The organism is Paeniglutamicibacter antarcticus (assembly GCF_039544305.1).
In the GTDB taxonomy this organism is placed as follows: Bacteria; Actinomycetota; Actinomycetes; order Actinomycetales; family Micrococcaceae; genus Paeniglutamicibacter; species Paeniglutamicibacter antarcticus_C.
The window spans coordinates 19,643-43,847 of sequence record NZ_BAABLK010000005.1 but is presented as its reverse complement, the minus strand read 5'-3'; the positions used below and the strand labels follow the sequence as shown (position 1 = coordinate 43,847).

The following is a 24,205-nucleotide window of genomic DNA, read 5'->3' as shown; positions in this document are numbered from 1 at the left end:
GCGACTGGTTTCCAGGCCCGAACACCAGCCAGCTCACGCCCGGCTTGTTGTTGAAGGCGCAGTGCTGCAGCCTGGTTGCGTCGGAAAGCGCAGACCCGGAGCCGGCCCTCCATGAGGGCGGCACACCGCTTTTGCCGCTACGAGGGATTTCTTCATGCCTGGACCAGTCTCGGTGCCCAACGGCGTGGATAGACCTGGGTAGCTGGGTTCAAGATGCCGGACAGGGATGAAGCAGCACGGGTCCCGCTCCCGCTCCCGGATGGGAGGATGAACGAGACCCGTACTTTTGGTGTGCGAGTTTTTTCCCGGTGCCTACTTGCCCTTGCTCAGGATTTCGTCTGCATCCAAGGTGGCCATCGCATGGGTATTCATGTTCTGTGACGGACCGTTGAGGAAGCGCTCAAGGGAATCGTCCATGGCGTTGATCCAGCGGGTGTGGTGCGTCTCGGCCATGGTGCCGGTGATCACCGAACGATGCGCCTTGTCGCGATAGCCCAGGATGTCTTCGGACTTGTGGCGCATCCAGTCCTTGAAGAGCGTGCCGACGGCGTCCAGGTCGAATTCCGGGTAGTCGGTCGCCTGGATCAAGTTCCGAACGTAGTCGGTCTGGAAGTCGGCTTCTCCGTCGTGGTCCGGAATGGCTGCCTGGGCATCGAGCCAGCTCTGGATGTCAGCGGCGCGTTCCGCTTCTGAGGGAAGAGCGATCTTGCCCGTCATCACGTCGCGCGCAAACCACGCTTGTGCGTCGAACATGTTGAACGTGTAGTACTGGTCCTGTGCACCGAGGTAGAACAGGTTGGTGTTCTGCTGCCATACGACACCCTTGTAGAGGTTCCCCGGGTAAAGCACGTTGGGGGAGTTCACCGCTAGTTCGGAGGACAGGAACGGGTACTTGTGCAGATAGCCGGTGCACATGATGACGGCGTCGAAATCGTCGCTGGTGCCGTCTGAGAAGTGTGCGGTGGAACCCTCGAAGCTGGTGACCAGCGGGCGCTCAACGGTGCTGGAGGGCCAATCGAAGCCCATGGGTGCGCTGCGGTAGCTCAGCGTAATGGAAGCGGCACCCATCTTGTGGGCCTGCATGCCGATGTCTTCGGCGGAGTATGAGGAGCCGATCATCAGCAGGTGCTTGCCGGCAAAGCGCTCGGCGCCGCGGAAATCATGGGCATGGAGGACCTCGCCGGGGAACGTGTTGATTCCTTCGAATTCTGGGATGTTCGGGGTGGAGAAGTGGCCAGTGGAGACCACCAGCTTGTCAAAGACATAGGACGTGGACTCGCCGGTCTTTACGTCTTGGCTAAAGAGTGTGAACTCCTCGGTTGACTCGTCGTAGTTGACCCAGCGGACTGCGGTGTTGAACTGGATGTACTTGCGGACGTCGGATTTTTCGACGCGTCCGGAGATGTAGTCGAAGAGGACCGCGCGTGGCGGAAACGATGAAATCGGCCGGCCGAAGTGCTCATCGAAAGTGTAGTCGGAGAACTCGAGGCATTCCTTGGGTCCGTTGGACCACAAGTGGCGGTACATCGATGAATGCGCGGACTCACCGGAACCGTCGATTCCGGTGTGCCAGGTGTAGTTCCACTGGCCGCCCCAGTCGGACTGCTTCTCAAAGCAAACGATTTCGGGCATGTCGGCGCCCTTTGCGCGTGCGGCTTCGAATGCCCGCAACTGGGCCATTCCGCTGGGTCCGGCTCCAATGATTCCGACTCGCAAGCTCATGCTTTTCTCCTCATCTCCAGGACCGATTCACATACCCGTGGCAAGAGTAGTTCGGGACCGCGCCAACAAGCGGCGACGACGGGAGGTGCATTCCTAGGTGGAGGTCGTGATGCTCCTGGATTTCAGGGCCAGACTCTCCAAACACCGCAAGTTCAACTGCTCCCGGGCCTCAATCCCTGTCAAGGGAGAGTCATCGCAATAATAGAATAAGACCGCCAGATAGCGGTCGTTGCGGTTCCGAACGAACCAGTGCTCGGCCCCTCATGGGTGGACTGGTTCTATTCCCATAACAGCAGGGCCGGGGCAAACAGTCAAATCTCCTCCCGTTGGAGCAACCCCGGAACGATGGTGCCAAATCGTTACCTTGGGTGCCTCGCCACGGGGAACATGCGCAGTGGCGGAGAGCGGTCGCCGTATGTTGGGCGGAGAACGAGCAAGGTCACGGTTTCAACATTGACATTAGCGGGTTTGATGCTAATCGGGTTCTCGGTTCGCGGGTTTCCGGTGCTCGGCCGAAAATCCGAGGGTCGGTGGCCCGCTCCAGGAGGGCTGCCGGGCCGGCCCGGATAGCGGGGTCGGATCGGACCCCGCACCGGCTCCAAACGCCGGAGGCCGTGAGGTCCAAGAGGCCCGGTCGCAACGATTTGCCATGGATTGACAGAACGATAAATGAATTATGCCGGAGAGTTGACGGAAAAATTACGGCTCCCTAAAGTTGACGACTATGACCCAACAACTTGGGGCGCACTCGTTGGTGAGGCGCTCACACGAAGAGCGCATCATGAGGGCGCTGCGTGAGCACGGGGCCCTGAGCCGCGCGGAAATCTGCGAACGCGTAAAGCTCTCTCGGACCACGACTTCCGAGATCACTTCGGACCTGCTTGAACGACGTGCGATCGTCGCGGTTCGCCAGAGCGAGACGACCGGCCGCGGACGCCCTGCGGAGCGTTTGGCCATCGACCCGGAGGCCGGGCTGGCCATCGGGATCGACTTCCGCCACGGCCAGGTGCGGATCGCCGTTGCAGATGCCAGCCACGAGATCGTGGCCAACGGCAAGCAGGAATACCCAACGAATACGACCTGGGCCGATCGAGCGAAGATCGCCTTCACGCTGCTTGAATCACTGCAGGAAAAGACAGGGGTCCATTACGACTCGCTCAATGCCATTGGCATCGGCTTTCCGGGGCCATTCTCGGAAAAGGGTTCCCGGCTCGCACTTGGGCGCGACCAAAAGGACACCACGGCGGTGGAAGGTGCCAGTGAACTGCTGGCGTTGTTCCGGGCACGCTTTGATGCGCCGGTGACCATCGACAACAATGCGCGGCTGGCCGGTCTTGGCGAGGCCATCTGGGGTTCCGAGGGAGGGGCTCCCAAACACTTGCTCTACGTCAGGCTCGACCAAGGCGTCGGCGGTGCACTGGTGGTAGATGGATCCCTGGCGACCGGGGCGTTCGGCTATGCGGGGGAAATCGGCCATTCGGCGGCACTTCATCACAACAGCAGGCCCTGCCGCTGCGGAAAACGCGGCTGCCTGGAAACGATCGCGTCGGTTCCGGCGGTGCTGGATGCCTGTGCGGAGCGAGGCCTGGAGCTCGATGGCCTTGAGGGAATCGAACACGCGGCCGCCACCGGGGACCCGATCCTGGGCACGGTGCTTCACGAGGTCGGCGACGCTGTTGGCCGTGTCCTTGGAGGCCTGGCCGTGGTGGTGGACCCCTCCGAGATCGTCATAGGCGGTGCCCTGATGACGGTGGCCCCGCAGATCCTGGACTTCGCCAAGGTGGCTATCCGGTACCAACTTCTTCCCATCCCCGAGGCCAACCCGGTGGTGAGGGCCGCCGTATTGGGCGATGATGCCGGGGCCCGCGGGGCAATCGCGGCAGTTCTGCGAAGATCCAGCCTTCTTGAAAGGTATGCGGTGCAAGCATGAGCATCAAGCAGCCTCTCCAGAATTTGTCAGTTGCAAAGGAGCAAGACCACCATGAGCCAAAGAACCCGCGAGGAAAGATCACGCAGATGAGTACCCTAACTGCCACGAAACCCCGCGCTATCGCCACCCCGGCAGAGAAGAAGCGCCGCACCAAGCGCAAGATGCTCACGCTGAACATCGTTTCCGTCGTTGGTGGCATCGCACTTTGGTGGGTGCTCTCGGCCTCCGGGTTCAGCTTGCCAACACCGCCCCAGGTGGTGGAGCGTGCCGGCCAGCTGATGGCCGATGGCACGTTGTTCACCGACCTCGCTGCCTCGCTGACCCGAGTGCTCATCGGCTTCGCGTTGGGCACCCTGTTGGCTATCCCCGTCGGCTTCCTCATGGGCTGGTACGCCGTTGCCAGGGGCATCATGGAGCCCTGGATCCAGTTCTTCCGCACCATCCCTCCGCTGGCCATCATCCCGCTGGTCATGGTGCTCATGGGCATCGGGGAGCAGCCCAAGATCTTCGTGATCTTCTTGGCGGCCTTCCTCTCCTGCGTCATCTCCACCTACCAAGGCGTGGTGAACGTGGACAAGACGCTGATCAATGCGGCACGTGTGCTGGGCTCCAAGGATGCCGGCATTTTCGCGCGCGTCGTGATTCCCGCATCCACCCCGTTCATCCTCGTCGGCATGCGTGTTGGCCTGGGCGCCGCCTGGGCGACCGTGGTCGCAGCCGAACTGATCGCCGCACAGGACGGCCTGGGTTACCGCATGCAGCAGGCCCAGCTGTACTACGACCTGCCAACGATCTTCGTGAACCTGATCGTCATCGGCATCCTGGGCCTCTTGATGGACCGGATTCTTCTCTTTACCGAAACCAAACTCACCTCATGGCAGGAACGACGATGAGCACGATGACCAGCACTTTGGCGAACCCGAAGATTTCCATCCAGGGCGTGAGCAAGGTCTACCCGCTGGGTAACACCGAGTTCAAGGCATTGGACAATGTCTCCCTGGACGTTGGCGACAATGAATTCATCACCGTCGTCGGACCCTCGGGCTGCGGCAAGTCGACCATGATGAACATCCTGGCGGGTCTTGAAACGGTATCCGGCGGCCAGGCACTGGTTGACGGGGTTGCCGTGGACGGGCCCGGTCCCGAGCGCGGCGTCATTTTCCAGCAGTACGCGCTCTTCCCGTGGCTGACCGTGCGCGACAACGTCGAATTCGGCCTTAAGACGGCGAAGATGCCCAAAGCCGAGCGCCGGCGGATCGCGGACCACTTCATCGAGCTGGTCGGGTTGGAACAATTCGCCGACGCACTGCCCAAGATGCTTTCCGGCGGCATGCGCCAGCGCTGTGCGATTGCCCGCGCCTACGCAGTGAACCCCTCGATCCTGCTCATGGACGAGCCGTTCGGTGCCCTCGACGCCTTGACCCGCGTGAACCTGCAGGAACAGCTGCGCGAGACCTGGAGCAAGGAGCAGCGCACCGTCGTGTTCATCACCCACGATGTGGACGAAGCGGTGTTCCTGGCCAACCGGGTCATTGTCATGGCAGCCCGCCCGGGTCGCATCCACGAAATCATCGAGGTCGACCTGCCCGCCATCCGCACCGAAGAGATGCGTTTGAGCCCCGAATTCACTGCGCTGCGCAATCGTGTGTGGAACGCCGTGTACCACCAAACAAGCGGAGAGAACTCCGTGTCAGAACCGTCGGCTACGACGGCTTAACCCGTAAGGACAAAAGACATGAAGTCAAGATTCTTTAAACGAGCAGCAGTGGCTGTTGCCGCCGTTGCAGCCCTTGCGCTGACCGGTTGCTCCGCCTCCGGGGATGCCAACGCGGATGGTGCAGCAAAGGACAAAGTCACCTTCGGCTACATCGCCGACTTCAACGGCGCTTCGGTTCACGCCGTTGCCCAGGAACTGAACCTCTGGGAGAAATACGGCCTTGACGCCGACACCCCGGTCTTCACCAACGGCCCGCTGCAGATCCAGGCGCTGGGAACCGAGGACCTGGACTTCGGCTACATCGGCCCAGGCGCCATGTGGATGCCGGCCAAGGGCGATGCCAAGGTCGTCTCGGTCAACGCCACGGGCAACGGCGACCGCGTCATTGCCCAGGCAGGCATCAACTCGATCGAGGACCTCAAGGGCAAGAAGGTCGCCGTGGCCGAAGGCACCAGTGGCGACATGATCCTGAACCTTGCGCTGAAGAAGGCCGGGATGAGCCTTGACGACGTGGACAAGGTAGCCATGGACCCGGGCACCATCGTTGCGGCAATGGCCTCAAAGCAGATTGACGCAGCAGGCCTTTGGTACCCGCTAATCTCCACCGTGGAAAAGCAGGTCCCCGACCTGGAGATCCTCTCCTCGAACGAGGACTTCGAAAACGAGGTCGCCTTCGCCTCGGGCTTCGTCGGCGCCAACAAGTTCGTCGAGGAAAACCCGGAGACGACCAAGAAGGTGCTGCAGGTTGTCCGTGAAGCATTGGACTACCGCGCCGAGAACCTGGACGAGACCATCGAGCTCACCGCCAAGCTGATGAAGCTTGACGTTGACACCGTCAAGGTTGATGCCTCCAACGTCACCTACTACACCGCCGAGGAACTCGATCAGAAGATCGCCGACGGAACCGTCGACTCCTGGTTGACGGGCATGAACGATTACTTCGTCAGCGCCGACAAGGTCACCGACCCGGAAAGCCCGAAGGAATACTTCACTTCCGACCTGTTCGTCGGAGCAGGCAAGTAACACCATCATCACTTCCGCCCCCGCGGTGGCCCCGTTGTCAGGTGGCCACCGCAGAGGGTGGAACCGGTCGGATTCACTCCCACCACATTCCTGGAGAACGAAGAAACCATGAGTAGAACCAGCAAACGGCCCAATATCGTTTTGATCCTTACCGATGACCACGCAGCGCACGCCATCAGTGCCTATGGATCGGTAGTGAACCAAACCCCGCGCATCGACGAGATCGCCGAAGCAGGTCGCCGCGTCGACCACTGCTACTGCACCAACTCGTTGTGCACCCCCAGCCGTGCGTCGATCCTCACCGGCACCCATTCGCACATCAACGGCGTGACCACCCTGGTCACCCCGATCGATGCGAGCCAGCCGACCTTCGTCTCCTTGCTCAAGGATGCCGGCTACAAGACCGGCATCGTGGGGAAATGGCACATGGGCGAGGGCGAAGCCCACAACCCCCAGGCCTTTGACTACTGGGCGGTGCTGCGCGACCAAGGCGAGTACTTCGATCCGCAGATCCTCACCAAGGACGGCGTGCGCATCGAAGAGGGCTACGCCACCGACATCATCACCGACCTGTCTCTGGACTGGGCCGAGGGCCTTGAAGGCGATGACCCCTACTGCCTGCTCATCCACCACAAGGCCCCGCACCGCAACTGGCAGCCGAACCCCAAGCACGAGGGAATGTACGCCGAGCCCATCGCGGTGCCCGATACCTTCAATGATGACTACGCTGGACGGTCCTCGGCCGCCAAGCATGCCGCCATGCGCATTGCCGACAGCCTCACCCTCAGCGACCTCAAGGTCGACCCTCCCGCGGACCTGGACCCCGAGGCGCTGGCGCTGTGGAAGTACCAGCGCTACATGGAGGACTACCTGGCGTGCGTGGCCTCGGTGGACGAGAACGTCGGGCGGGTCATCGACTGGCTCAAGGAGCGCGGGGAATTCGACAACACGCTGTTGATGTACACCTCGGACCAAGGCTTTTTCCTGGGCGACCACGGCTGGTTCGACAAGCGCTTCATGTATGAGGAATCCATCCGGATGCCGCTGGTGCTGTCCTACCCGGATGCCATCGCCCCCGGCGAGCCGCTGGAACAGATGGTCACCAACGTCGACTTCGCCCAGACCATTCTGCAGGCAGCCGGAGTTCAGCCGCACGATCGCATGCAGGGGGTCAGCTTCTTCCCGCAGCTCACCACCGACCCGGCCGCGCCGACGCGCGAGGGCGTGTACTACCGCTACTACGAGAACGACGATGAGAATCACCATGTACTGGCGCACTACGGGATCCGCACCGAGCGGTACAAGCTGATCTACTTCTACAATGATGGAATGGGGCTGCCCGGGACCTCCGAGCATCTCTACGCACCCGAATGGGAAATGTATGACATGCTTCTTGATCCCGACGAGCTGCTCAACGTTTACCATGATGCGAGCTATCTCTTGGTCCGTGAGGACCTGAAGGTGCAGCTCTGGATGCTGCAGGAAGAACTCGGCGACGAGCCCCATCATTCACAGCCGGTACCGGCGAACCTGATGCACAAGCCGCTGGAAGGTTCCTCCGTCTAGGAACCACCATGGGCCGGCTGGCCGCATTCCTCGCCGAAGCAGCCAGCCGGTCATCAAGAATTCGAAGGAAGCACCCGTGTCTGACTCAGTACCAGAACCCACCGCCATGGTTGCCCTGCCCGGCGGTAACTTCCTGATGGGCTCGGAGAACTTCTATCCCGAGGAAGCACCGGTGCACACGGCCACCGTGGATGGCTTCGAAATCGATGTCCACCCGGTGACCAATGCGCAATTCAACGTCTTCGTGGAGGCCACCGGATACGTATGCGTTGCCGAACGGGACCTGGACGGCAAGGAATTCCCGCAACTTTCAGACGCCGAGAGGACCGCCGGTTCATTGGTCTTCACCCCCACCGAGGGACCTGTGGACCTGGGCAACTGGCGTGCTTGGTGGCGCTGGCAGCCCGGTGCGTCGTGGCGCCGGCCCAGTGGCCCTGGATCCACGATTGAGTCCTTGGCACAGCATCCCGTGGTCCAGGTGTCCTTCGAGGATGCCCAAGCCTACGCCGTCTGGGCGGGCAAGAGGCTTCCCACCGAGATCGAGTTCGAGTACGCCGCCCGCGGGGGACTGGACGGAGCCAACTACTCCTGGGGAGACGCGGAACCCGATCCGCAGGAACTGCCGGCCAATACGTGGCAAGGAAACTTCCCCTATTGCAACACAGGCGCCAAGGGTTTTGCCGGGACCTCGGCGGTGGGCAACTTTGCGGCCAACGGCTACGGGCTCTACGACATGACCGGAAACGTCTGGGAATGGACGACCTCGAGGTTTACCGCGGACCATGGCGGCTCGGTGGCCACGAGCCCGGAGGGCTGCAGCTGCGGGCCCGGCGAATCACCGGGTGCCGGAGCGGAGACCCGATTGGTGCTCAAAGGCGGATCACACCTGTGCGCCCCCGAATACTGCCACAGGTACCGCCCGGCGGCGCGCTCGCCCCAAACAGCGGATTCCGCAACCACCCATATTGGCTTTCGCTGCGTAAAGTAGCGCCAAGCGGACAAGGCGACCTTTCCGCCTGCAGGCTTCAGCCCTGTTGGCTTGGCAACGCCACGTAATTGCCCGCCGCTGCTGCATGGCTGGCCTGGATCCCCAGGAACAGCTCGGTGCTTCGGTGCCCGGGCCAGTCCTCGGGAAGGTATTTGTCCGGCAGGCCTGGATCGAGGTATGGGATGGTCCGCCACGAGTCGATGGCCCGCACGTAGGCGGCGAAACTCGCGCCGGGGTCATGCTCCTGGGCATCGGCCATCGTATCGTTCAGCTCGAGGAAACGGTGGTGCAGTGACGCCAAAGACTCCAGGTCCCACCATGAGGCGGCTGCCTCCTGCGGGGTCCCGGTGAACTCCAGCGCCTGGGAAACAATGAGCGTCGCATGGTCCTGAAGCTTCAGGACACGCAGGACCTGCCACACCTCGGCGCGCAGGTAGTCGGGGAAGATCCACAGGCCCGGGGCCATCTGCCCGCCGCCGATGCCTTGTAGGTACTTGCGCAGCTGGTGCCGGCGTTCGCGTTCGGCTTCCGGGATCGAATAGGAAGCCAAGCACCACTGATCCGTGGGTCCCATGGAGCGCGGGGTGAAAATGCGCCGATCCCCACGGGCCACGATGCGCTCCCCGGTGGGGCTGAGCCCGAACCCTGGGACTCCGTCCCGGTCCAGTTGTTCCAGGATCCCCTTGGATTTCAGGCGGAAGATCGCCGTGCGGGTCACCTGTGGGGTGGTTCCCACGGTGGACATCAGCGCGATCAGGTGGGCTGATGAAATCCAGCCGCCCAGGGCGCGCAGGTAAAGGCCCACGATGGTGCGGACCAGTGATGTCGTGCTTCCCGGACGGGCATCCAAGTCATCGAGTTCCGAAAGCATCGGGACCGGCTACTTGCCGATCTCGGTGCGCACGGCGTACAGCTCGGGGAAGAACGTGAGATCCAGTGCGCGCCGCAGGAAGTCAACGCCGGAGGAACCCCCGGTGCCCTTCTTGAAGCCGATGGTGCGCTGGACGACCCGCATGTGGCGGAAGCGCCATGCCTGGAAATTGTCCTCAAGGTCGACGAGGTCCTCGCAGGCCTGGTAGAGGCTCCACGTGGTGTCATCGGATTCGTAGATATCCTTGTAGATGGGAACCAGTGCCTCTTGGAAGACCCAGGGCTGGGTGACGTCGCGGTTGAGGATGGCTTCGGGAACGGCGTACCCGGAGCGGAAGAGCGCGTGCAGGAACGCATCGTAGACTGTCGGTTCGTGCAGGATCTTGGCAAGAAGTTCGTGTGCTGCGGGATCGGATTCGAAGACCTTCAGCATGCCTTCGTGTTTGTTGCCCAGGATGAACTCGACGGCCCGGTACTGGAAGGATTGGAAGCCGGAGGATGAACCGAGGAAGCCACGGAACTGCGCGTATTCACGCGGGGTGAGAGTGGCCAGCACCGACCATTGCTCGGTGAGGGTCTTTTGGATGTGTTTGACGCGGGCCAGGCATTTCAGGGCCTTGCCGATCTCGTCGGTATCCATCAGCCTGCGTGATTCCATGAGTTCGTGCAGCATCAGCTTGAGCCAGAGTTCGCTGGTCTGGTGCTGGATGATGAACAGCATTTCGTCGTGGTGCTCCGGAACGCTGACCGGATGCTGGGCGGAAAGTACGCGTTCAAGGTCCAGGTAGCTCCCGTAGGACATGGAGTTGTGGAAGTCGGTGCGGACGGTGTCTTCGATTTCGCGTGCACCCTGGGGTGTCTGTGCATGTGGGCAGGCCATGGAAAAAGCATATCAGTATCTCGACGTGCGTCAATCAAATGAAATGATTGGTTTCGGGCTGGCCTGGCAGTGTGCAGCCCATGGCCGGAGAGGGACAACGGGGGACGGCGTTGGCGTGGTCCGTGGGCGGCCAGCTCCCTGATTCGTGTCGATCTCCCCCAGTGCGGTGTGACATGGTTTGATTAACCCCTGTACTGGCTTGGTACCGAGCGGATGCGCAGTCCGCTTATATAAATCCTGGGGGATAAATGAAGATTTTCACTCGCACACTTGTGGCAGTCGCGGCCTCGATTTCAATCGCTTTTTCCGGTGCCGCCGTGGCAACGGCAGCACCGGTGGCGCCGGCACAGTCCATTAGCGTCGTTGCCGCCAAGAAAGCGCCGGCAGTCACGATCAAGAAGATCCCGAACAAGTCGGTCAAGGGCTCGGCGAAGGCCACCATTAAGCCTTTGGTCAAGGCATCCAAGGGAACCAAGATCACCTCGAAGCTGCTGACGGTCAAGAGGGGAAAGAAGACCCTCGTCAAGAACAAGACGTCAGTTTCCCTGAAGGCAGGCACCTACAAGGTGACGACCACGGTGAAATACAAGATCGGCAAGAAAAAGCGCTCCATCTCCAAGGCGCAGACCCTAATCGTCAAAAAGGTCGCAGCCAAGAAGTCGTGGTCGAAGCCCAAGGGGAAGAGCTGTCCGGCAGGCTTCCCGGTCAAGGGGAACCAGACCGGCAGCAACAAGGAATGGAAGTACCACGTTCGTGGTGGCCAGTACTACGACCGCACCGTACCCGAGCAGTGCTTCAAAACAACCTCTGATGCCAGCAAGGCCGGATACCGCGCTTCAAAGCGCTAGATCGGCACTGAGGTTCCAGCTGTCCGTGGCCCGCAGGCAATTCGTGGGCCACGGCTGCGTGGTCATGTTTTGGGCGTCATGCCGCCTTGAGTCTTCGTGAAAGAGCAATTTGAAACACCTGATCTCCTTTATCCTTGCCATCCTGGTCCTGACCGGAACCATGGTGGCTGACCCGGCATTGCTGGAGCGGGCCGCGCCCGACAAGCCCGCAACCACCAGCAGTGCCCCGGCTTCGGTCGGCTCTTCAGCGGCACGGAAGAAGACCCCGGCTTCGCCCGGAGGGGCGAAGGTCCTGCCCGGCCCGAAGCTCGAGGGCCCCGGAGCACTCGCGACGCTGAACACCCTCAAGGTCAAGGGCAAGGCTCCGGCGACCGGATACAACCGGAACGGGAAGTTTGGCAACGGCTGGAAGGACTTCAACGGCAATAAATGCGACGAACGCCAGGACACGCTCAAGCGTGACATGTCCAAGGTGAAGTACAAGGACGCAAAGCAGTGCCAGCTAGCCTCGGGCGTCCTTGACGATTCCTACACGGGAACCACGATCAAGTGGAAAGTGAACAGTGGATCCGTTGACATCGACCACATGGTTGCCCTGAAGAATGTGTGGATATCCGGAGGCCAACAACTGTCCCAGGACCAACGGCTCGCCGTTGCCAACGACCCGTTGAACCTGATGGCCTCACAAGCCTCGGCGAACCGCTCCAAGGGGGACGCGAATGCGGCCGAATGGCTGCCGAGCTACAAGTCTTTCCGCTGTCGGTACGTGGCCATCCAGATCAGTGTCAAGAAGAAGTACGCCCTTGCGGTGACGCGTCCGGAATCCGAGGCCATGAGGCGGGTCCTGAATACGTGCCCCAAGCAAAAAGCGGCGAAGGTGACTCCGATCAAGCTGGTTGCGACCAAGGCTCCACGCGTTGCACCCAAAGGCCATGCCGCACCCACCAAGAAGCCCTCGGTAAACGCCACAAAGCCCAAGGCGGTCTCGCCGGGCGCGTATTGCGCGAAGGCAGACAAAGGGTCACAGGGCATCGGGAAGAAGAACGGCAAGAGCTACACCTGCAAGACCAGCAGCACCGATACGCGCCTGCGCTGGCGCTAGTGCCAGCTCGGATGCCCGTTGCCTGGTCACTGCCGTAAGCGGAACGTGCCTGGACCGCGGGAATCCCTGGATTGAGTCGCAACACCGTTTCCGTGAATCATCCGGTTTCAAATCAAGGGGCGTCTGATCCGTCGACGCGGGCTTGATGGCGGTACTTGGATTGGTCGCGCGTCATCGTGAAGGTGGAAGCTACCCAGGCAGTTACCGGCTTCGAGGAAAAGACTGCCCGTGCCAGGGCATCGCGCAGACCAATGGAGGGACCCCAGAGTGGACGGCCCAGCCTCATGTTCAGCCGGGCTTGCCGCGCCGCGCGCCGGGCAGCAGCCAAGCGCAAAGCGGAGAACCGGCTGAATTGGTCATCAAGGCGGCGTCGGGGGCCGGCGCCATTGAGGGCGGCGACGAGCAGTGGCGCGAGTTCCGCTGCATCGACCAAGCCCAGGGTCATGCCCTGCCCGCCGATGGGGCTGATCTCATGGGCGGCATCTCCGATCAGGACCACATTTCCATGGGCCATGGCACCAACGGAGAATTCCTGGGTCGTGAAACGGCTGAGCATGGTGTTTTCTTCGGCGTTAACCTGGTGCCCCGTTCGACGGGCCACCAGCTCGGGAAGCGACGCTGTCTCCCTTGTGCCGACCCAGCATACCCAACGCCGTTTGTTCCTTGGCAAGGGAAAAGACTCGGTGATCCCTTGGGTGTGCAGGAAGAGGGCCGCGACGGCCCCGAAATCTGTGCCGTCGGGATAATCACCCATGATGTAGCGATCGGAAAGTTCCGAGCCCTGAAAGGGAACTAACGCTTCCTCGCGAACGCTTGAACGAGTCCCGTCGGCACCGATGAGGAAATGGCAGTCGAAGGTCTTCACGACACCATTAGGACCAACTGCCTGCGCGGTGATGAATTCTTTGTGCGTCGCAAGGGAAAGAAATTCCGTGCCCAGCATCAATGCCGTGGGATCAAGTCCATGCAGGCGTTGCCGCAAGAGTTCAACCGTTCGGTTTTGTGGGAGCGAAAGCACAAAACGATGCGATGAGGGGATGGACCCGAATTCAAGTTCCGCAACGATCCGTCCCCGGGAGATCCCGATCCCACGGCAGATCCGCACCCCGTTGGCCAGTGCGGCGTCTCCGATTCCTGCCCTGTGAAGAACGTCCAGGCCCGGTGGATGGATACCGATCGCCCGTGAATGCTCTCCAACGACCGTGCGGGACTCGAGCACCTTGACATTGCAACCAGCCTCGATGAGCAGGATTGCCAGCGTAAGCCCACTTGGTCCGCCGCCTATGACAAGGACATCGATCATGGCCGCGTCCGAGGCGTTGCCCGCCAGATCGCCAGGTTCCGGTACGCCCCAGCCGTATGGGCTTCCCAACCCCGGGGAAGAACCCTGCCAAGCTCCGAAGGTGTGAAGCTGCGCCGAATGGAGGTGAGTCCGTCGCACCTGATGAAGGAAGAGCGTGCCAGTGGAAGTGTTGCGAGGCCAAAGAAAACCAGTGCGGAGCGCCGACGCCGGATGTCGCTGTGGATGGCAATTCCCTGGGTCAGCGACTGGGTGTCAGCCAATATTCCTGCCAGCTGGCTCTGGTTCAAGTGGTGCAGCACGTGGTTTGAGAACACCACATCGAAGATAGACCCCTCGGTGACCAGATCGGAGCTCGTCGCCTGGCGGAATTCCAAGTTCTCGGGTCCGATTCCGGCAGCAGCTGCGGCGCGGGAGGCGAAGTCGTGTGCCCGGGGGTCAGGATCGATTCCCAACACCTTCACGTTGTAGCCGTCAGCCCGGGCCCACCTCACCATGTTCATGGCGATGTCCCCGCCACCGCACCCGATATCAAGGATCGTGCCGGTACGGCCGTGGGGCAAGGCTGGCCGCACCAATTTCAGGTACACGGACCTCCACCCGGAAACAAAACGGTTCACCAGCGGAAACTGGGCGTAGGTGCGCTCCAGCATGGTTGGATCGCAATCCGGCTTGTCCATTTTCTCGATGGCAGCAATATCCCGTTGCATGTGCGTCGTTTAGGCCTGGTCCCCGGTTGACAGAGTCATCAACGCAGTTTCCACGGTGAGGCCGGGACCGAACGCCATGGAACAGATGCGCTCACCGTGAGCGGAGTCCCTGGCCACGTGCTCGTCCATGATGTCCTTGAGGACGAACAGCACCGTTGAGCTGGACATGTTGCCATAATCGTTGAGAACCCTCCGCGCAGGGACAAGCTGTTCGTCTTTCAACCCCAGGCGCCTTTGCACGCGGTCAAGAATCGCCCGGCCTCCGGGGTGGATACCCCAGTGTTCGATAGCGGCATAGTCCTCGCCAACTGTTTCATCCCTGGCCAGCAGCGGTTCCAAGGCGCCCACGATGTGTTCGTCGATGATATGGGGTACGTATGTTCCCAGAACCATCTCAAACCCTTCATCCCCGATGTTCCAGGCCATGGATTCCTCACCCACAGGGGTAAGGACCGTTTCGAAGTGATCGAGCTGGATCCCGGTCCCGGTAAACGGGCGAGCCGTGATGATGGCGGCCGCTGCACCGTCGGCGAATAATGCTGAGCCCATGATGGTGTCCGGGTCGTTTGAGCTTCGAACATGGATCGAACAAAGCTCCGCGCAGGCCACCAAGACCACGGCGTCGGGATCCGCGTCGCAAAAGCTCTTGGCCGCGCGCATGGCGGGAAATGCTGCGTAGCATCCCATGAACCCCAAGTGGTAGCGCTGTGTTGCCGGGCTAAGGTCCAATGCCCTGACCAGTTGGTAATCCGGCCCTGGGTTGTAGAACCCGGTGCAGGAAACCGTGATCACGTGGGTGACGTCCGAAGGATCCAGATCCGGACATGCATCCAGTGCCTTTTTTGCTGAGTCTATGTACAGGCCGGGGGCTGTGGCGGCAAATACCTCGTTTCGCTCCTTGGTGCTGGGACGCAAAAGGAGTCCGGATTCTGCATTGAAGAATAAGGGGTCTTCCGCCACAGATTCCGTGGTAAATTCCGTGACCGCTGTGTGCCGCGTTGATATCTGGGCCGAGTCGAAAGACGTGGAAATCAGGCGCTGGCCCAAGCGCGTCAAATTGGGTTGCGCTGCGAATACATCTCGAGTCTTGTCTTGGTACAGAATCGTAGGTGGGACGGAAGTTTGGATGGTTCTCATCATTACCGGCATACTGCCGAGCCTATGGCCAAGCGGGTCTGCGGTAAAGAGGACACGGGCGTGGCGCCGTGATGCTGAAAAGTGCTGGATGCGGAGCTGGCGCAGGAGTACCGCCACCCATGGGAGACCAAGAGCGGTCCCGAATGCTGATGGCACCAATATGAAGGGGAAACGAATCCCAGGAAAATTGCCGCACGAAAACAATAAGCCTCTCGAAGAGGTCAACCAAGGCGTGAGGCGCAGCGAAGCGTCCAGGGAACAAACCGGCTTCAGGCAGCGAGAACGTAACCTACGCCAATAAACTCTGGGCGATTCTTTGATTGAAGATCGCTTCAATCGTGGCTGAGAAGAAACAGACACCTTCTCCGCTTCTTCTAAGCCAGGGGAATGAGGAAGGATGTAAAAATCGGTGCGTTTTGGCGGATGAAAAGTTTTTTGGATAGTTTCCAATCCGTTTTCACCGCGGCACCGAATGCTTCATGACAGCCCGCACCAACAAGGGTAGGGCAAACGCGGAGACCCAGGGGTTTCCGCCAGCTAAGGAGAATGACATGAAGCGCATGAACCGGAAATTTGCTGCAGCTCTCGGACTGATGGCAGTAGCCACCGTCGGATTGACCGCTTGTTCCTCGGGCACCGACTCCAGTGAGTCAATGGCTCCTTCCTCTTCGATGTCCCAGTCCAGCACCTCGGCTGCTCCAAGCAGCTCGGCAATGGCCAGCGATTCTGCCATGGACCCGGCCGCCAACCTCGTTGGTTCAGGCTGTGCAGCCTACGCCGAGGCCGTACCCAGCGGTGAAGGTTCGGTTGCAGGCATGGCCAAGGACCCCGTGGCAGTGGCAGCCTCCAACAACCCGCTGCTGACCACCTTGACCGCAGCAGTGTCCGGCGAGCTGAACAAGGACGTTGACTTGGTTGACACCCTCAACGGCGGTGAGTTCACGGTCTTCGCGCCGGTTGATGACGCATTTGCGGCCATCCCCAAGGCAGACCTTGACGCCGTGGTGAAGGACGCTGACACGCTCAGCAGCGTCCTGACTTACCATGTGGTGCCGGGCCAGATCGCGCCCGACGAGATTGACGGAACGCACACGACCGTCGAAGGCCAAGACCTGAAGGTTGCCGGCAGCGGCGATGACCTGACTGTCAATGACGCCAAGGTGATCTGCGGTGGCGTCCAGACCGCCAACGCGACTGTCTACCTGATCGACTCGGTCCTGATGCCCCCGGCCAAGAAGTAATTGCCGCGAGCAGTGCTCGAATCGAACTAACTGACCAGGGGGCTGGTGCTTGAGGGGTTTTCGACCTCAAGCACTTGCCCTCTGAATGCATCAGGGACATAGAGACAATGGCGTGTGTTGCAAGATTGCAACTGCTCGGCGCGCCAGCCAATGTGGCGGGAGGTGGCTCCAATGCGTGAGACGCTTGAGCTTATGAGCCCAAATCGAATTGGTGAAACGGAGCAGCTCTCCGTTCCAACCCCCGAAGACCTGATGGTTCAGATCGCCAAGGGAGATGAGAGCGCATTCGAGCTCCTCTACGATCGACTGTCCGCCCAGGTCTACGGCCTGATCCGGCGAGTGCTCAGGGATGAAGCACAAAGCGAGGAAGTGGCTCAAGAGGTCTTCGTCGAAGCCTGGCAACATGCAGCGCGGTACGACGCGACCAAGGGCAAGGCCATCACATGGTTGTTGACCATGGCCCACCGCCGAGCCGTTGACCGCGTGCGGGCCAGCCAAGCCAGCAAGGATCGGGACCTGACCCAAGGCATCAAGGAATTCCAAGCCAGCTACGACGACGTCGAGGAAACAGCCATCCAACTCGACGAAAGCCGCCGTGTGACGCGCGCCTTGGAGCGACTAAGCGACAACCAACGCGATGCCATCAGGCTCGCCTACTTCGGCGGCTACACGCACCTGGAGGTGGCGGAGTTGCTCAAGATCCCGGTGGGTACGGCAAAAACACGTATACGCGATGGCATGACAAAACTTCGAGACCTGATGGGGGTGGCGTAATGGAGAAGCACGAAAACGAGCTAACCGGCAGTTTCGCCCTGAACGCGATTGATGATGCCGAACGTGAGGAACTGCTGCGCCAGGCTGAAAGCTCGCCCGGGGTCCGTGAGGAGATCGAGGCTATGCGGGAAACTGCAGCACTCCTTGGCCTGACGACTGCTCCTGTGCAGCCGCCCGCCAGCGTTAAGAGAAACATCATGGCGGCAATCCGAAACACTCCGCAACTACCACCGCTTGAAACGGAACAAGCTGCTGAGGATAACGGCCCGACCGAACATCAGCTCCCTGGATCAGACATCGATTCACCGGATGCTCTTTCTGGCGGTGCCGTTTCGGCCGCTGAGCCTAGCGAAATCATGTCGGTTCCCGCCAAACCACAACGACGGATGTTTGCCCTGGCCGCCGGTGTACTGCTGGTTGCCGCTGGCGCCTTGGGCGGTGTGGTCATCAATCAACACTCACAGCAGCAGGAACTAGAGGAGCAACTCGCGGCGCTGAACACCAAGCAAGCCGAGCTGACACGCATTTTGACAGCCGCCGATGTCCAGTCCAAGACACAAAAAATGGGTGACGGCGCCCGTGTGACGCTGGCCTACTCTGCCGCCGAAGGCATGATGGCTGTGACCACCGCGGGGATGCCTGCCTTGCCAAGCGACAAGGGGTATGAACTCTGGCTGATCTCCGGTGACGGGGCAGTTCCGGCAGGAATGGTCGATGGCGGCCAAGCTGACGGAATGGTCTTGGTTTCAGGGTCGATGGACGGAGTTACGCACTTCGGCATTACCGTCGAGCCGGCCTCCGGTTCCCCGGAGCCAACCACCGAACCGATCCTGGTCCAAGCACTCTGAGAACGACCAGGGAAAAACGGTTGCCATCCAATCCGTCGAAGGTATCGTTCCGAATACGAAGTGAAAGGCAGCTCCCCGCGCACGGCGGGGAGGAAGCCATACAACGTACGGGTAGGTGACCTCATGAACAAGAAACCAGCAACGAGGCTGCGCGACCTGGGAGTCTTTGGGCTCTCGGGTTTCGCAGCGGCAGCAGTGCTCTTTTCCGTGGCGCAGTTGATGTCGGCATTCTTTGCGACAGCTTCGGCGCCGCTGGTGGCCATGGGGGCGGTATTCATCGACCTCACGCCTCCATGGCTCAAGGACTTCGCCATTGCCACGTTTGGAACCAACGACAAACTAGCGCTGTTCATCTCCATCGGTGTTGTCGTTTCCATCGCTTCGGTGCTCATCGGGATCCTTGCTAGGCGCCACTTTGCCCTGGCTGCACCAATCATCTTGCTGCTTGCAGTCGTTATCGGAGCTGCGGTCCTTTCCCGGCCCGCCACCGGCCTAGTGGATCTGACCCCTGTGATCCTGGGCACTGTGGCGAGCCTGGGCACCTTGAAATGGTTGACGAAGCTTGCCTCCAGGACCAGAGCGCCCGGTCAGGAACAGTCGGAGAAGCCGGGCTCGTCGCGCAGGAATTTCCTGCTTGGCGCGACGCTTGCACTGGTTGGTTCCGCAGTGGCAACCGGGGTGGGAAGATCACTGGCCACTGTCAGGAACGTAGCGGATTCCGCGCGTTCGGCCCTGGGCCTGCCCGTCGCCAAGGTGCTGGCGGACCCACCGCCGGCCGGTGCCCAGATCGAGCTGTCAGGCATGCCCAAGTTCGTGACGCCCAACAAGGACTTTTACAGGATCGATACGGCCCTTTCGGTGCCGCGGATCAACCCCTCCGAATGGTCCCTGCGTGTCCACGGAATGGTCGAGAAGGAATTCACCATCAGCTTCGATGAGTTGCTGGCCGAAGATCTCCTGGAAACCTACCTGACACTGACCTGCGTCTCCAACCCTGTTGGTGGCCAACTTGTGGGCAACGCCAAATGGTTGGGTTATCCATTGCGCAAGCTGTTGGAAAGGGCCGTGCCCCAGGCCGAGGCAGACATGGTCCTTTCGACTTCGGAAGACGGTTTCAGCGCCTCTACGCCGATCGAGGTCCTCATGGACGACCGCATGGCACTGCTGGCGGTTGGCATGAACGGGGAACCCCTGCCCTTGGAACACGGCTTCCCGGTTCGCATGGTGGTGCCGGGTCTCTACGGCTACGTTTCGGCCACCAAATGGGTCGTGGATCTGGAAGTGACCCGCTTCGAGGACAAGATGGGCTACTGGACCACGCGCGGATGGTCGGACCACGGTCCAATCAAGCTGTCTTCGCGCGTTGATGTTCCCCGCTCGTTCGCCAGCGTTCCCGCTGGCAAGGTCACGTTGGGCGGAACCGCTTGGGCGCAGACCAAGGGGATATCAAAGGTCCAGGTGCAGATCGATGACGAGGACTGGAAGGACGCGGAGCTTGCCACCGAGGCTTCCTTGGACACTTGGAGGCAGTGGCGTTACGACTGGGAGGGCGGATCCTCGGGAAATCACACGGTCACCGTACGGGCGGTTGATAGAGAGGGCAACGTGCAAACCAGCGACAAGGCGGATCCTGTGCCCAACGGGGCAAGCGGTTGGCAGCGCGTGCAGTTCTCCGTCGAGTAATCCCAGCACCGCCGCCTTCTATGAGGTCGCCAGCGGGGCCGGCGTCATCAGGGTGGGCGCCGGTTACTCCGCAGGACTCCAAAGCATGGCATGGAACGGGCCCCGCCGGTCGCGTCCGGCAGGCGCGAATGCGAGATTGATCGGAAACCAAAGTGTCTTCCGAGCGGTGTCGGCCCGAACCGTTTAGGCTTTGGTGCAGTACCTAGAAAGGGATCAGCACCTGATATGAGACGCGTCTTGGCCTACCTGTTGCGGATTGGTGGAAGTATCGCCATCATCGCCGCCGTGTTCGTGCAGTTGCAACGCAGCATCAAAAACGAGGTATCGGGGCAGGGTGAAGTCGACTTTGTCATCCAGAACTTCTTCTCATTTTTCACCATCGAGTCCAACATCCTGGCTGGGGTGGTTTTGTTCGTTGGCATCTTCACCTTGTCCAAGCGAGCGGAGCCCCGCGGGTGGAGCATGGTCCGGGCGGCAACAACCACCTACATGGCCACCACGGGGGTGGTTTACAACCTGCTGTTGCGAGGGGTGGAACTGCCCCAAGGGGCCACAGTGCCATGGTCCAACGAAATACTTCACGTCATTGCCCCGGCCGTTGTGGCGCTAGACTGGCTCATTGCCCCGGGGCGGCGGCCATTGGGCGCCAAGGCGCTTTGGGGGATCGTTGCGATGCCGGTGCTGTGGGCAGGCTATACCCTGGCCCGGGGCGCAATGGTCCTGGACCCGCGCACCGGGAACCCCTGGTATCCCTACCCCTTCCTCGACCCGAACACGAGCGCGAACGGGTACTACTCCGTCGGGTTCTACGTGGCGATGATTGCGATGGTCATTGGCGTTGCAGGTGCCGGGGTCTTATGGGTCAGCCGCCTGCGCCGCCGAACCGCCTAGTGCCCGGCAAAGAAGATGGGATACCCTCGGGGGTATGCCCGCAGGATTCCGCGATAACAATTCGAGGTAGCAGGGGAGTGGGCTCTTGAGGGATCGGGCGATTTGGCTGGCCGTAGCGTTGGTGTTGGCAGCCGTGTCCGTTTCGCTGTGGTCCGACGCGTTCGTCGCCGCACTGGGGGCGGGTGCGGCAGCCGTGTATTGCGCGGTGGCCGCCATTCGCGGAAGATGCTTCGGCGACGTTTGCTCGATGCCACCCATGATTGCCGAACCGGAGCCGACGGCCATGGAGGACCGCCGGGAATGATTTGGTGGCTTTCGTTTCTTTACATGCAAGCACATGTATTCGAAGGTGGGGGCCTACGCATCATGAGCCAAGACATCGTCGTTAGTACCGGCGGACTGGGCACGCCGTCGACCTCCAGCCTGCTGGCGCGACAGCTTGGAGAATCCGCCGTCAGGGAACTGGCTTCCAGGGGTGTCCAAGCGGAACTCAGGGTGGTCGAGCTCCGTGACTACGCCAACGACATCACCAGCAACCTGCTCACAGGCCACGCACCGCAGCGACTGGCCCAGGTCATTGAAACAGTGGCGGACGCCGCCGGCCTGGTCGTGGTGTCACCGGTTTTCACGGCCTCGGTTTCTGGCCTCTTCAAAACCTTCATCGACATCCTGGACCCGGCTTTGCTCGAAGACAAACCGATGGTTCTTGCGGCCACCGGCGGAAGCCCACGCCACAGCATGGTTATCGACTAAGCGATGCGCCCGATCTTCTCGTACCTGCGCGCCCGGGTCATGCCCACCGCGGTCTTTGCCTCGCCCCAGGACTGGGGTGACGACCAAGGTCAGGGGACCCTCGCCGAACGTGAACGCGAACGCGAGCGCCATGCCGGGGTCGAACTGGCTCGGGTAATTGCCAGAGAACACGGGTCAGTCGTCCTGACCCGGAGCCTGGATGAGACCCGCTCCGTCTCACCGCGCGTGAGCGAGACAGCAAACCCGCGCGATGATATGACCTCGCTGCCGTCCGAACAGCTGCTGGCCAACATCCGGGCAAGCTAGTCGCCATAGGGCAAGGAACTACTGCGCGAACTCGGGATCCGTCATGTCCTTGTTGTCGCATCCATCCACCGCGGCCCCCATGCGATGGATCATTCCGCCCAGGACAGGTCGAGGGGTGGCAAAGTTCAAGCGAACGAATCCCTGGGCCCCGGCACCGCAATCGCTTCCGTTGATCAAGGCGACCTGTGCTTCCTTGAGGAAGAAACGGGCAGGACTCGGATCCAGGGAAAGACGGGAGACATCCAACCAAGCCAAATAGGTGCCGTGCGGGGGACGATAGCGCACATGGGGCAAATGTTCGGTGATCAGGTCGGCCAGCAGCATCCGGGATTCATCCAGATAGGCTATCACTCCGTCGAGCCACCCCGTGCCGGTGCGATAGGCGGCGGTTGTTGCAGCGAGTCCCACGTTCGCGGCACCATGCTCGAAAGTATCACCCACGCCAGCCCAAAGCCTGCGGTCGGCATCGTTGGTCAGCACCAACTGGGCGCACTTCAGGCCAGGCAGGTTGAATGCCTTGGTGGCGGCGACGGCCGTGATGGAGTGTGCAGCGGCGGCGTGGGAAACCGTGGCGTAGGGGATGTGCGAAGCGCCGTCGAAAACAAGCGGCGAATGGATCTCATCGACGAACACCCGGGACCCGGTGGCCTCCACGAGCTCGGAAATCGCCAGGAGCTCTTCACGCGAATAGACCTTGCCGATGGGATTGTGCGGGTTCACCAGCACCAGCAGGGAACCGCCGGCCAACGCATGCTTAAGTGCCGGCCAGTCGATGTCCCATCCGGTTTCCGTTGGAAGCATGGCGACCTGGATGGTGCCCCGCCCGAAGCGTGAAGCCGCGGCAAGAAAAGGCATGTAGGCCGGGGTTAGCAGGACCACCGGGGCGTCGGGGTGGTGCTGGGGGGAAAAATGCATGATCGCGGCGTCAAGGGCAACTGCCACGGAGTTCAGCGGCCGCACCTGTCCCGGTTCGAGCTTCCACTCAAACCTGTTGTCCAGCCAGGCGGCGGTGGCTTGCTGCATGTCGTTGACCAACTGTGTGGGAGCGTAGCCGATAAGTCCGTTGGCCAGCGTTTCCTGCGCGGCGACAATAACGCCCGGGGCGGTTCCAAAATCCATTTCTGCTACCCATGCGCCCAGGGTTCCCCTGTATTCGGACCATTTCAGCGATCCGGAGCGACGCAGTTGCTCCACGGTCAGCAAGTCGAAGGGGTGGGCGCTCATTTAGCCAGCTTAGACGCGTTCGCCATCGATTGCTCCTGCTGTTCTGCTTTTACTTCTGCCCAAGGCAAGGCTTCTTCGGTAGGTTGGGTAGTCAGCATGGCTAAAGCAGGATCCGACCTATTTGCCGAGGTCCGGTCCATGCCACCGGCGATCGCCGGCCGGCGGAAAGGAGCGCGATGAGCGTGCACCATGAACGCAATGAAAGTGTCGAGGAGCGCTTGGACCGAAACTGGAACGAGCTCATGCAGGAGCTGCGCGTCATGCAGACCGGGGCACAGATCCTCGCTGCATTCCTGGTGGTCCTTCCCTTCCAAACCGGGTTCACGTCCCTGGACCATGCCGAGCGTACCTTCTACCTGGTCCTGCTGGTGTTTTCCGCCCTTCTCATCGTCCTGCTGATCACACCTGTTGCGGTTCACCGACACTTCTTCGGCCAACGAGTCAAGATCACCACGGTGCATATGGGCCACGTCATTTCCAAAATGGTGGTCTTGGGCGTGGGGATCCTGGTTGCCGGGAGCGTGTGGTTCGTTGTCCAGGTCCTCTACGGGACGTGGATGGGCGCCTTCATTGGCGCGCCAATGATGCTCGTCGTGGTGTTCCTGCTGGTTATCCTGCCCCGGGTCATCAAACCAAGATCCTCGGTCCCGATCCTGCCCACCAGAGGAGCCGAGTAGGGTCGGGCGACGTAA

The 24,205-nt window shown here is 61.0% G+C and carries 25 protein-coding genes; 17 read left to right on the top strand and 8 right to left on the bottom strand.

The window, feature by feature from the left end; translation table 11 throughout:
* Positions 1-312: 312 nt before the first annotated feature.
* Entirely contained in the window at positions 313-1,722 is a 1,410-nt protein-coding gene (locus ABEA12_RS01140; RefSeq protein ID WP_210101826.1) for an NAD(P)-binding domain-containing protein, read from the bottom strand.
* Positions 1,723-2,446: 724 nt separating this feature from the next.
* On the opposite strand from ABEA12_RS01140, the gene ABEA12_RS01135 reads away from it, so the two are divergent.
* The 6 genes from ABEA12_RS01135 (at position 2,447) to ABEA12_RS01110 (ending at position 8,946) form a co-directional block, all read left to right on the top strand.
* A complete protein-coding gene (locus ABEA12_RS01135; protein ID WP_210101825.1) occupies positions 2,447-3,652 on the top strand; it encodes an ROK family transcriptional regulator in 1,206 nt (401 codons plus the stop codon).
* Positions 3,653-3,738: 86 nt separating this feature from the next.
* Positions 3,739-4,545 carry an ABC transporter permease gene (locus ABEA12_RS01130; RefSeq protein ID WP_345465892.1) on the top strand — a complete coding sequence of 269 codons (807 nt, stop codon included), beginning with the start codon at positions 3,739-3,741 and terminating at the stop codon, positions 4,543-4,545.
* Complete coding sequence (locus ABEA12_RS01125) at positions 4,542-5,369, top strand: ABC transporter ATP-binding protein (protein WP_210101824.1); 828 nt, start codon at positions 4,542-4,544, stop codon at positions 5,367-5,369. Before ABEA12_RS01130 ends, ABEA12_RS01125 begins: the two co-directional genes overlap by 4 nt.
* An 18-nt stretch (positions 5,370-5,387) precedes the next feature.
* On the top strand, positions 5,388-6,392 hold the full coding sequence (locus ABEA12_RS01120) for an aliphatic sulfonate ABC transporter substrate-binding protein (protein ID WP_210101823.1): 1,005 nt from the start codon (positions 5,388-5,390) through the stop codon (positions 6,390-6,392).
* Between the two features lie 108 nt (positions 6,393-6,500).
* A complete protein-coding gene (locus ABEA12_RS01115) occupies positions 6,501-7,958 on the top strand; it encodes a sulfatase family protein (RefSeq protein ID WP_210101822.1) in 1,458 nt (485 codons plus the stop codon).
* Positions 7,959-8,064: 106 nt separating this feature from the next.
* On the top strand, positions 8,065-8,946 hold the full coding sequence (locus ABEA12_RS01110) for a formylglycine-generating enzyme family protein (protein WP_210102657.1): 882 nt from the start codon (positions 8,065-8,067) through the stop codon (positions 8,944-8,946).
* 37 nt (positions 8,947-8,983) lie between these two features.
* Here the strand turns inward: ABEA12_RS01110 and ABEA12_RS01105 are convergent, their stop codons facing one another.
* The gene (locus ABEA12_RS01105; RefSeq protein WP_345465882.1) at positions 8,984-9,817 is read right to left on the bottom strand and encodes a PaaX family transcriptional regulator; all 834 of its coding nucleotides are present in this window, start codon (positions 9,815-9,817) and stop codon (positions 8,984-8,986) included.
* Positions 9,818-9,826: 9 nt separating this feature from the next.
* Positions 9,827-10,696 carry a tryptophan 2,3-dioxygenase gene (gene kynA, locus ABEA12_RS01100; RefSeq protein ID WP_210101821.1) on the bottom strand — a complete coding sequence of 290 codons (870 nt, stop codon included), beginning with the start codon at positions 10,694-10,696 and terminating at the stop codon, positions 9,827-9,829.
* 248 nt (positions 10,697-10,944) lie between these two features.
* Here kynA and ABEA12_RS01095 point away from each other — a divergent pair, with 248 nt between their 5' ends.
* Both ABEA12_RS01095 and ABEA12_RS01090 read left to right on the top strand, forming a co-directional pair.
* Positions 10,945-11,544: a sunset domain-containing protein gene (locus tag ABEA12_RS01095; RefSeq protein ID WP_210101820.1), complete on the top strand. Its 600-nt coding sequence runs from the start codon at positions 10,945-10,947 to the stop codon at positions 11,542-11,544.
* Between the two features lie 109 nt (positions 11,545-11,653).
* Positions 11,654-12,646 carry an HNH endonuclease family protein gene (locus ABEA12_RS01090; protein ID WP_210101819.1) on the top strand — a complete coding sequence of 331 codons (993 nt, stop codon included), beginning with the start codon at positions 11,654-11,656 and terminating at the stop codon, positions 12,644-12,646.
* A gap of 112 nt (positions 12,647-12,758) precedes the next feature.
* Here ABEA12_RS01090 and ABEA12_RS01085 read toward each other — a convergent pair whose 3' ends face one another.
* From ABEA12_RS01085 to ABEA12_RS01070, 4 genes are all read right to left on the bottom strand, one after another.
* Positions 12,759-13,949 carry an FAD-dependent oxidoreductase gene (locus ABEA12_RS01085; protein ID WP_210101818.1) on the bottom strand — a complete coding sequence of 397 codons (1,191 nt, stop codon included), beginning with the start codon at positions 13,947-13,949 and terminating at the stop codon, positions 12,759-12,761.
* Positions 13,946-14,656, bottom strand: a complete 711-nt coding sequence (locus tag ABEA12_RS01080) for a methyltransferase domain-containing protein (protein WP_210101817.1) — start codon at positions 14,654-14,656, stop codon at positions 13,946-13,948. Before ABEA12_RS01080 ends, ABEA12_RS01085 begins: the two co-directional genes overlap by 4 nt.
* A gap of 9 nt (positions 14,657-14,665) precedes the next feature.
* Positions 14,666-15,805: a type III polyketide synthase gene (locus ABEA12_RS01075; RefSeq protein WP_210101816.1), complete on the bottom strand. Its 1,140-nt coding sequence runs from the start codon at positions 15,803-15,805 to the stop codon at positions 14,666-14,668.
* Positions 15,806-16,250: 445 nt separating this feature from the next.
* Complete coding sequence (locus ABEA12_RS01070) at positions 16,251-16,526, bottom strand: hypothetical protein (RefSeq protein WP_345465995.1); 276 nt, start codon at positions 16,524-16,526, stop codon at positions 16,251-16,253.
* Between ABEA12_RS01070 and ABEA12_RS01065 the strand changes: the two genes are divergently transcribed.
* The 8 genes from ABEA12_RS01065 (at position 16,408) to ABEA12_RS01030 (ending at position 22,289) form a co-directional block, all read left to right on the top strand.
* Positions 16,408-17,034, top strand: coding sequence for a fasciclin domain-containing protein (locus tag ABEA12_RS01065; protein ID WP_345465992.1), 627 nt, complete (start codon positions 16,408-16,410; stop codon positions 17,032-17,034). The genes ABEA12_RS01070 and ABEA12_RS01065 overlap by 119 nt on opposite strands.
* 171 nt (positions 17,035-17,205) lie before the next feature.
* Positions 17,206-17,808, top strand: a complete 603-nt coding sequence (gene sigK, locus ABEA12_RS01060) for an ECF RNA polymerase sigma factor SigK (RefSeq protein WP_210101814.1) — start codon at positions 17,206-17,208, stop codon at positions 17,806-17,808.
* Positions 17,808-18,656 carry an anti-sigma factor gene (locus tag ABEA12_RS01055; protein WP_210101813.1) on the top strand — a complete coding sequence of 283 codons (849 nt, stop codon included), beginning with the start codon at positions 17,808-17,810 and terminating at the stop codon, positions 18,654-18,656. The genes sigK and ABEA12_RS01055 overlap by 1 nt, the downstream gene beginning before the upstream one ends.
* A gap of 123 nt (positions 18,657-18,779) precedes the next feature.
* Positions 18,780-20,339, top strand: coding sequence for a molybdopterin-dependent oxidoreductase (locus ABEA12_RS01050; protein WP_210101812.1), 1,560 nt, complete (start codon positions 18,780-18,782; stop codon positions 20,337-20,339).
* Between the two features lie 225 nt (positions 20,340-20,564).
* Positions 20,565-21,230 carry a Pr6Pr family membrane protein gene (locus tag ABEA12_RS01045; protein ID WP_210101811.1) on the top strand — a complete coding sequence of 222 codons (666 nt, stop codon included), beginning with the start codon at positions 20,565-20,567 and terminating at the stop codon, positions 21,228-21,230.
* 85 nt (positions 21,231-21,315) lie between these two features.
* On the top strand, positions 21,316-21,534 hold the full coding sequence (locus tag ABEA12_RS01040) for a hypothetical protein (protein ID WP_210101810.1): 219 nt from the start codon (positions 21,316-21,318) through the stop codon (positions 21,532-21,534).
* Positions 21,535-21,596: 62 nt separating this feature from the next.
* Positions 21,597-21,983, top strand: a complete 387-nt coding sequence (locus tag ABEA12_RS01035; RefSeq protein ID WP_345465869.1) for an NAD(P)H-dependent oxidoreductase — start codon at positions 21,597-21,599, stop codon at positions 21,981-21,983.
* A 3-nt stretch (positions 21,984-21,986) separates the two neighbouring features.
* Positions 21,987-22,289 (top strand): NADPH-dependent FMN reductase family protein, encoded by a 303-nt coding sequence (locus ABEA12_RS01030; RefSeq protein ID WP_345465866.1) that lies wholly within the window; start codon positions 21,987-21,989, stop codon positions 22,287-22,289.
* An 18-nt stretch (positions 22,290-22,307) separates the two neighbouring features.
* On the opposite strand, the gene ABEA12_RS01025 is transcribed toward ABEA12_RS01030, so the two are convergent.
* The gene (locus tag ABEA12_RS01025) at positions 22,308-23,513 is read right to left on the bottom strand and encodes a MalY/PatB family protein (protein ID WP_210101809.1); all 1,206 of its coding nucleotides are present in this window, start codon (positions 23,511-23,513) and stop codon (positions 22,308-22,310) included.
* Between the two features lie 176 nt (positions 23,514-23,689).
* On the opposite strand from ABEA12_RS01025, the gene ABEA12_RS01020 reads away from it, so the two are divergent.
* Complete coding sequence (locus ABEA12_RS01020; RefSeq protein ID WP_210101808.1) at positions 23,690-24,190, top strand: DUF6328 family protein; 501 nt, start codon at positions 23,690-23,692, stop codon at positions 24,188-24,190.
* The last annotated feature ends 15 nt before the right edge of the window (positions 24,191-24,205 follow it).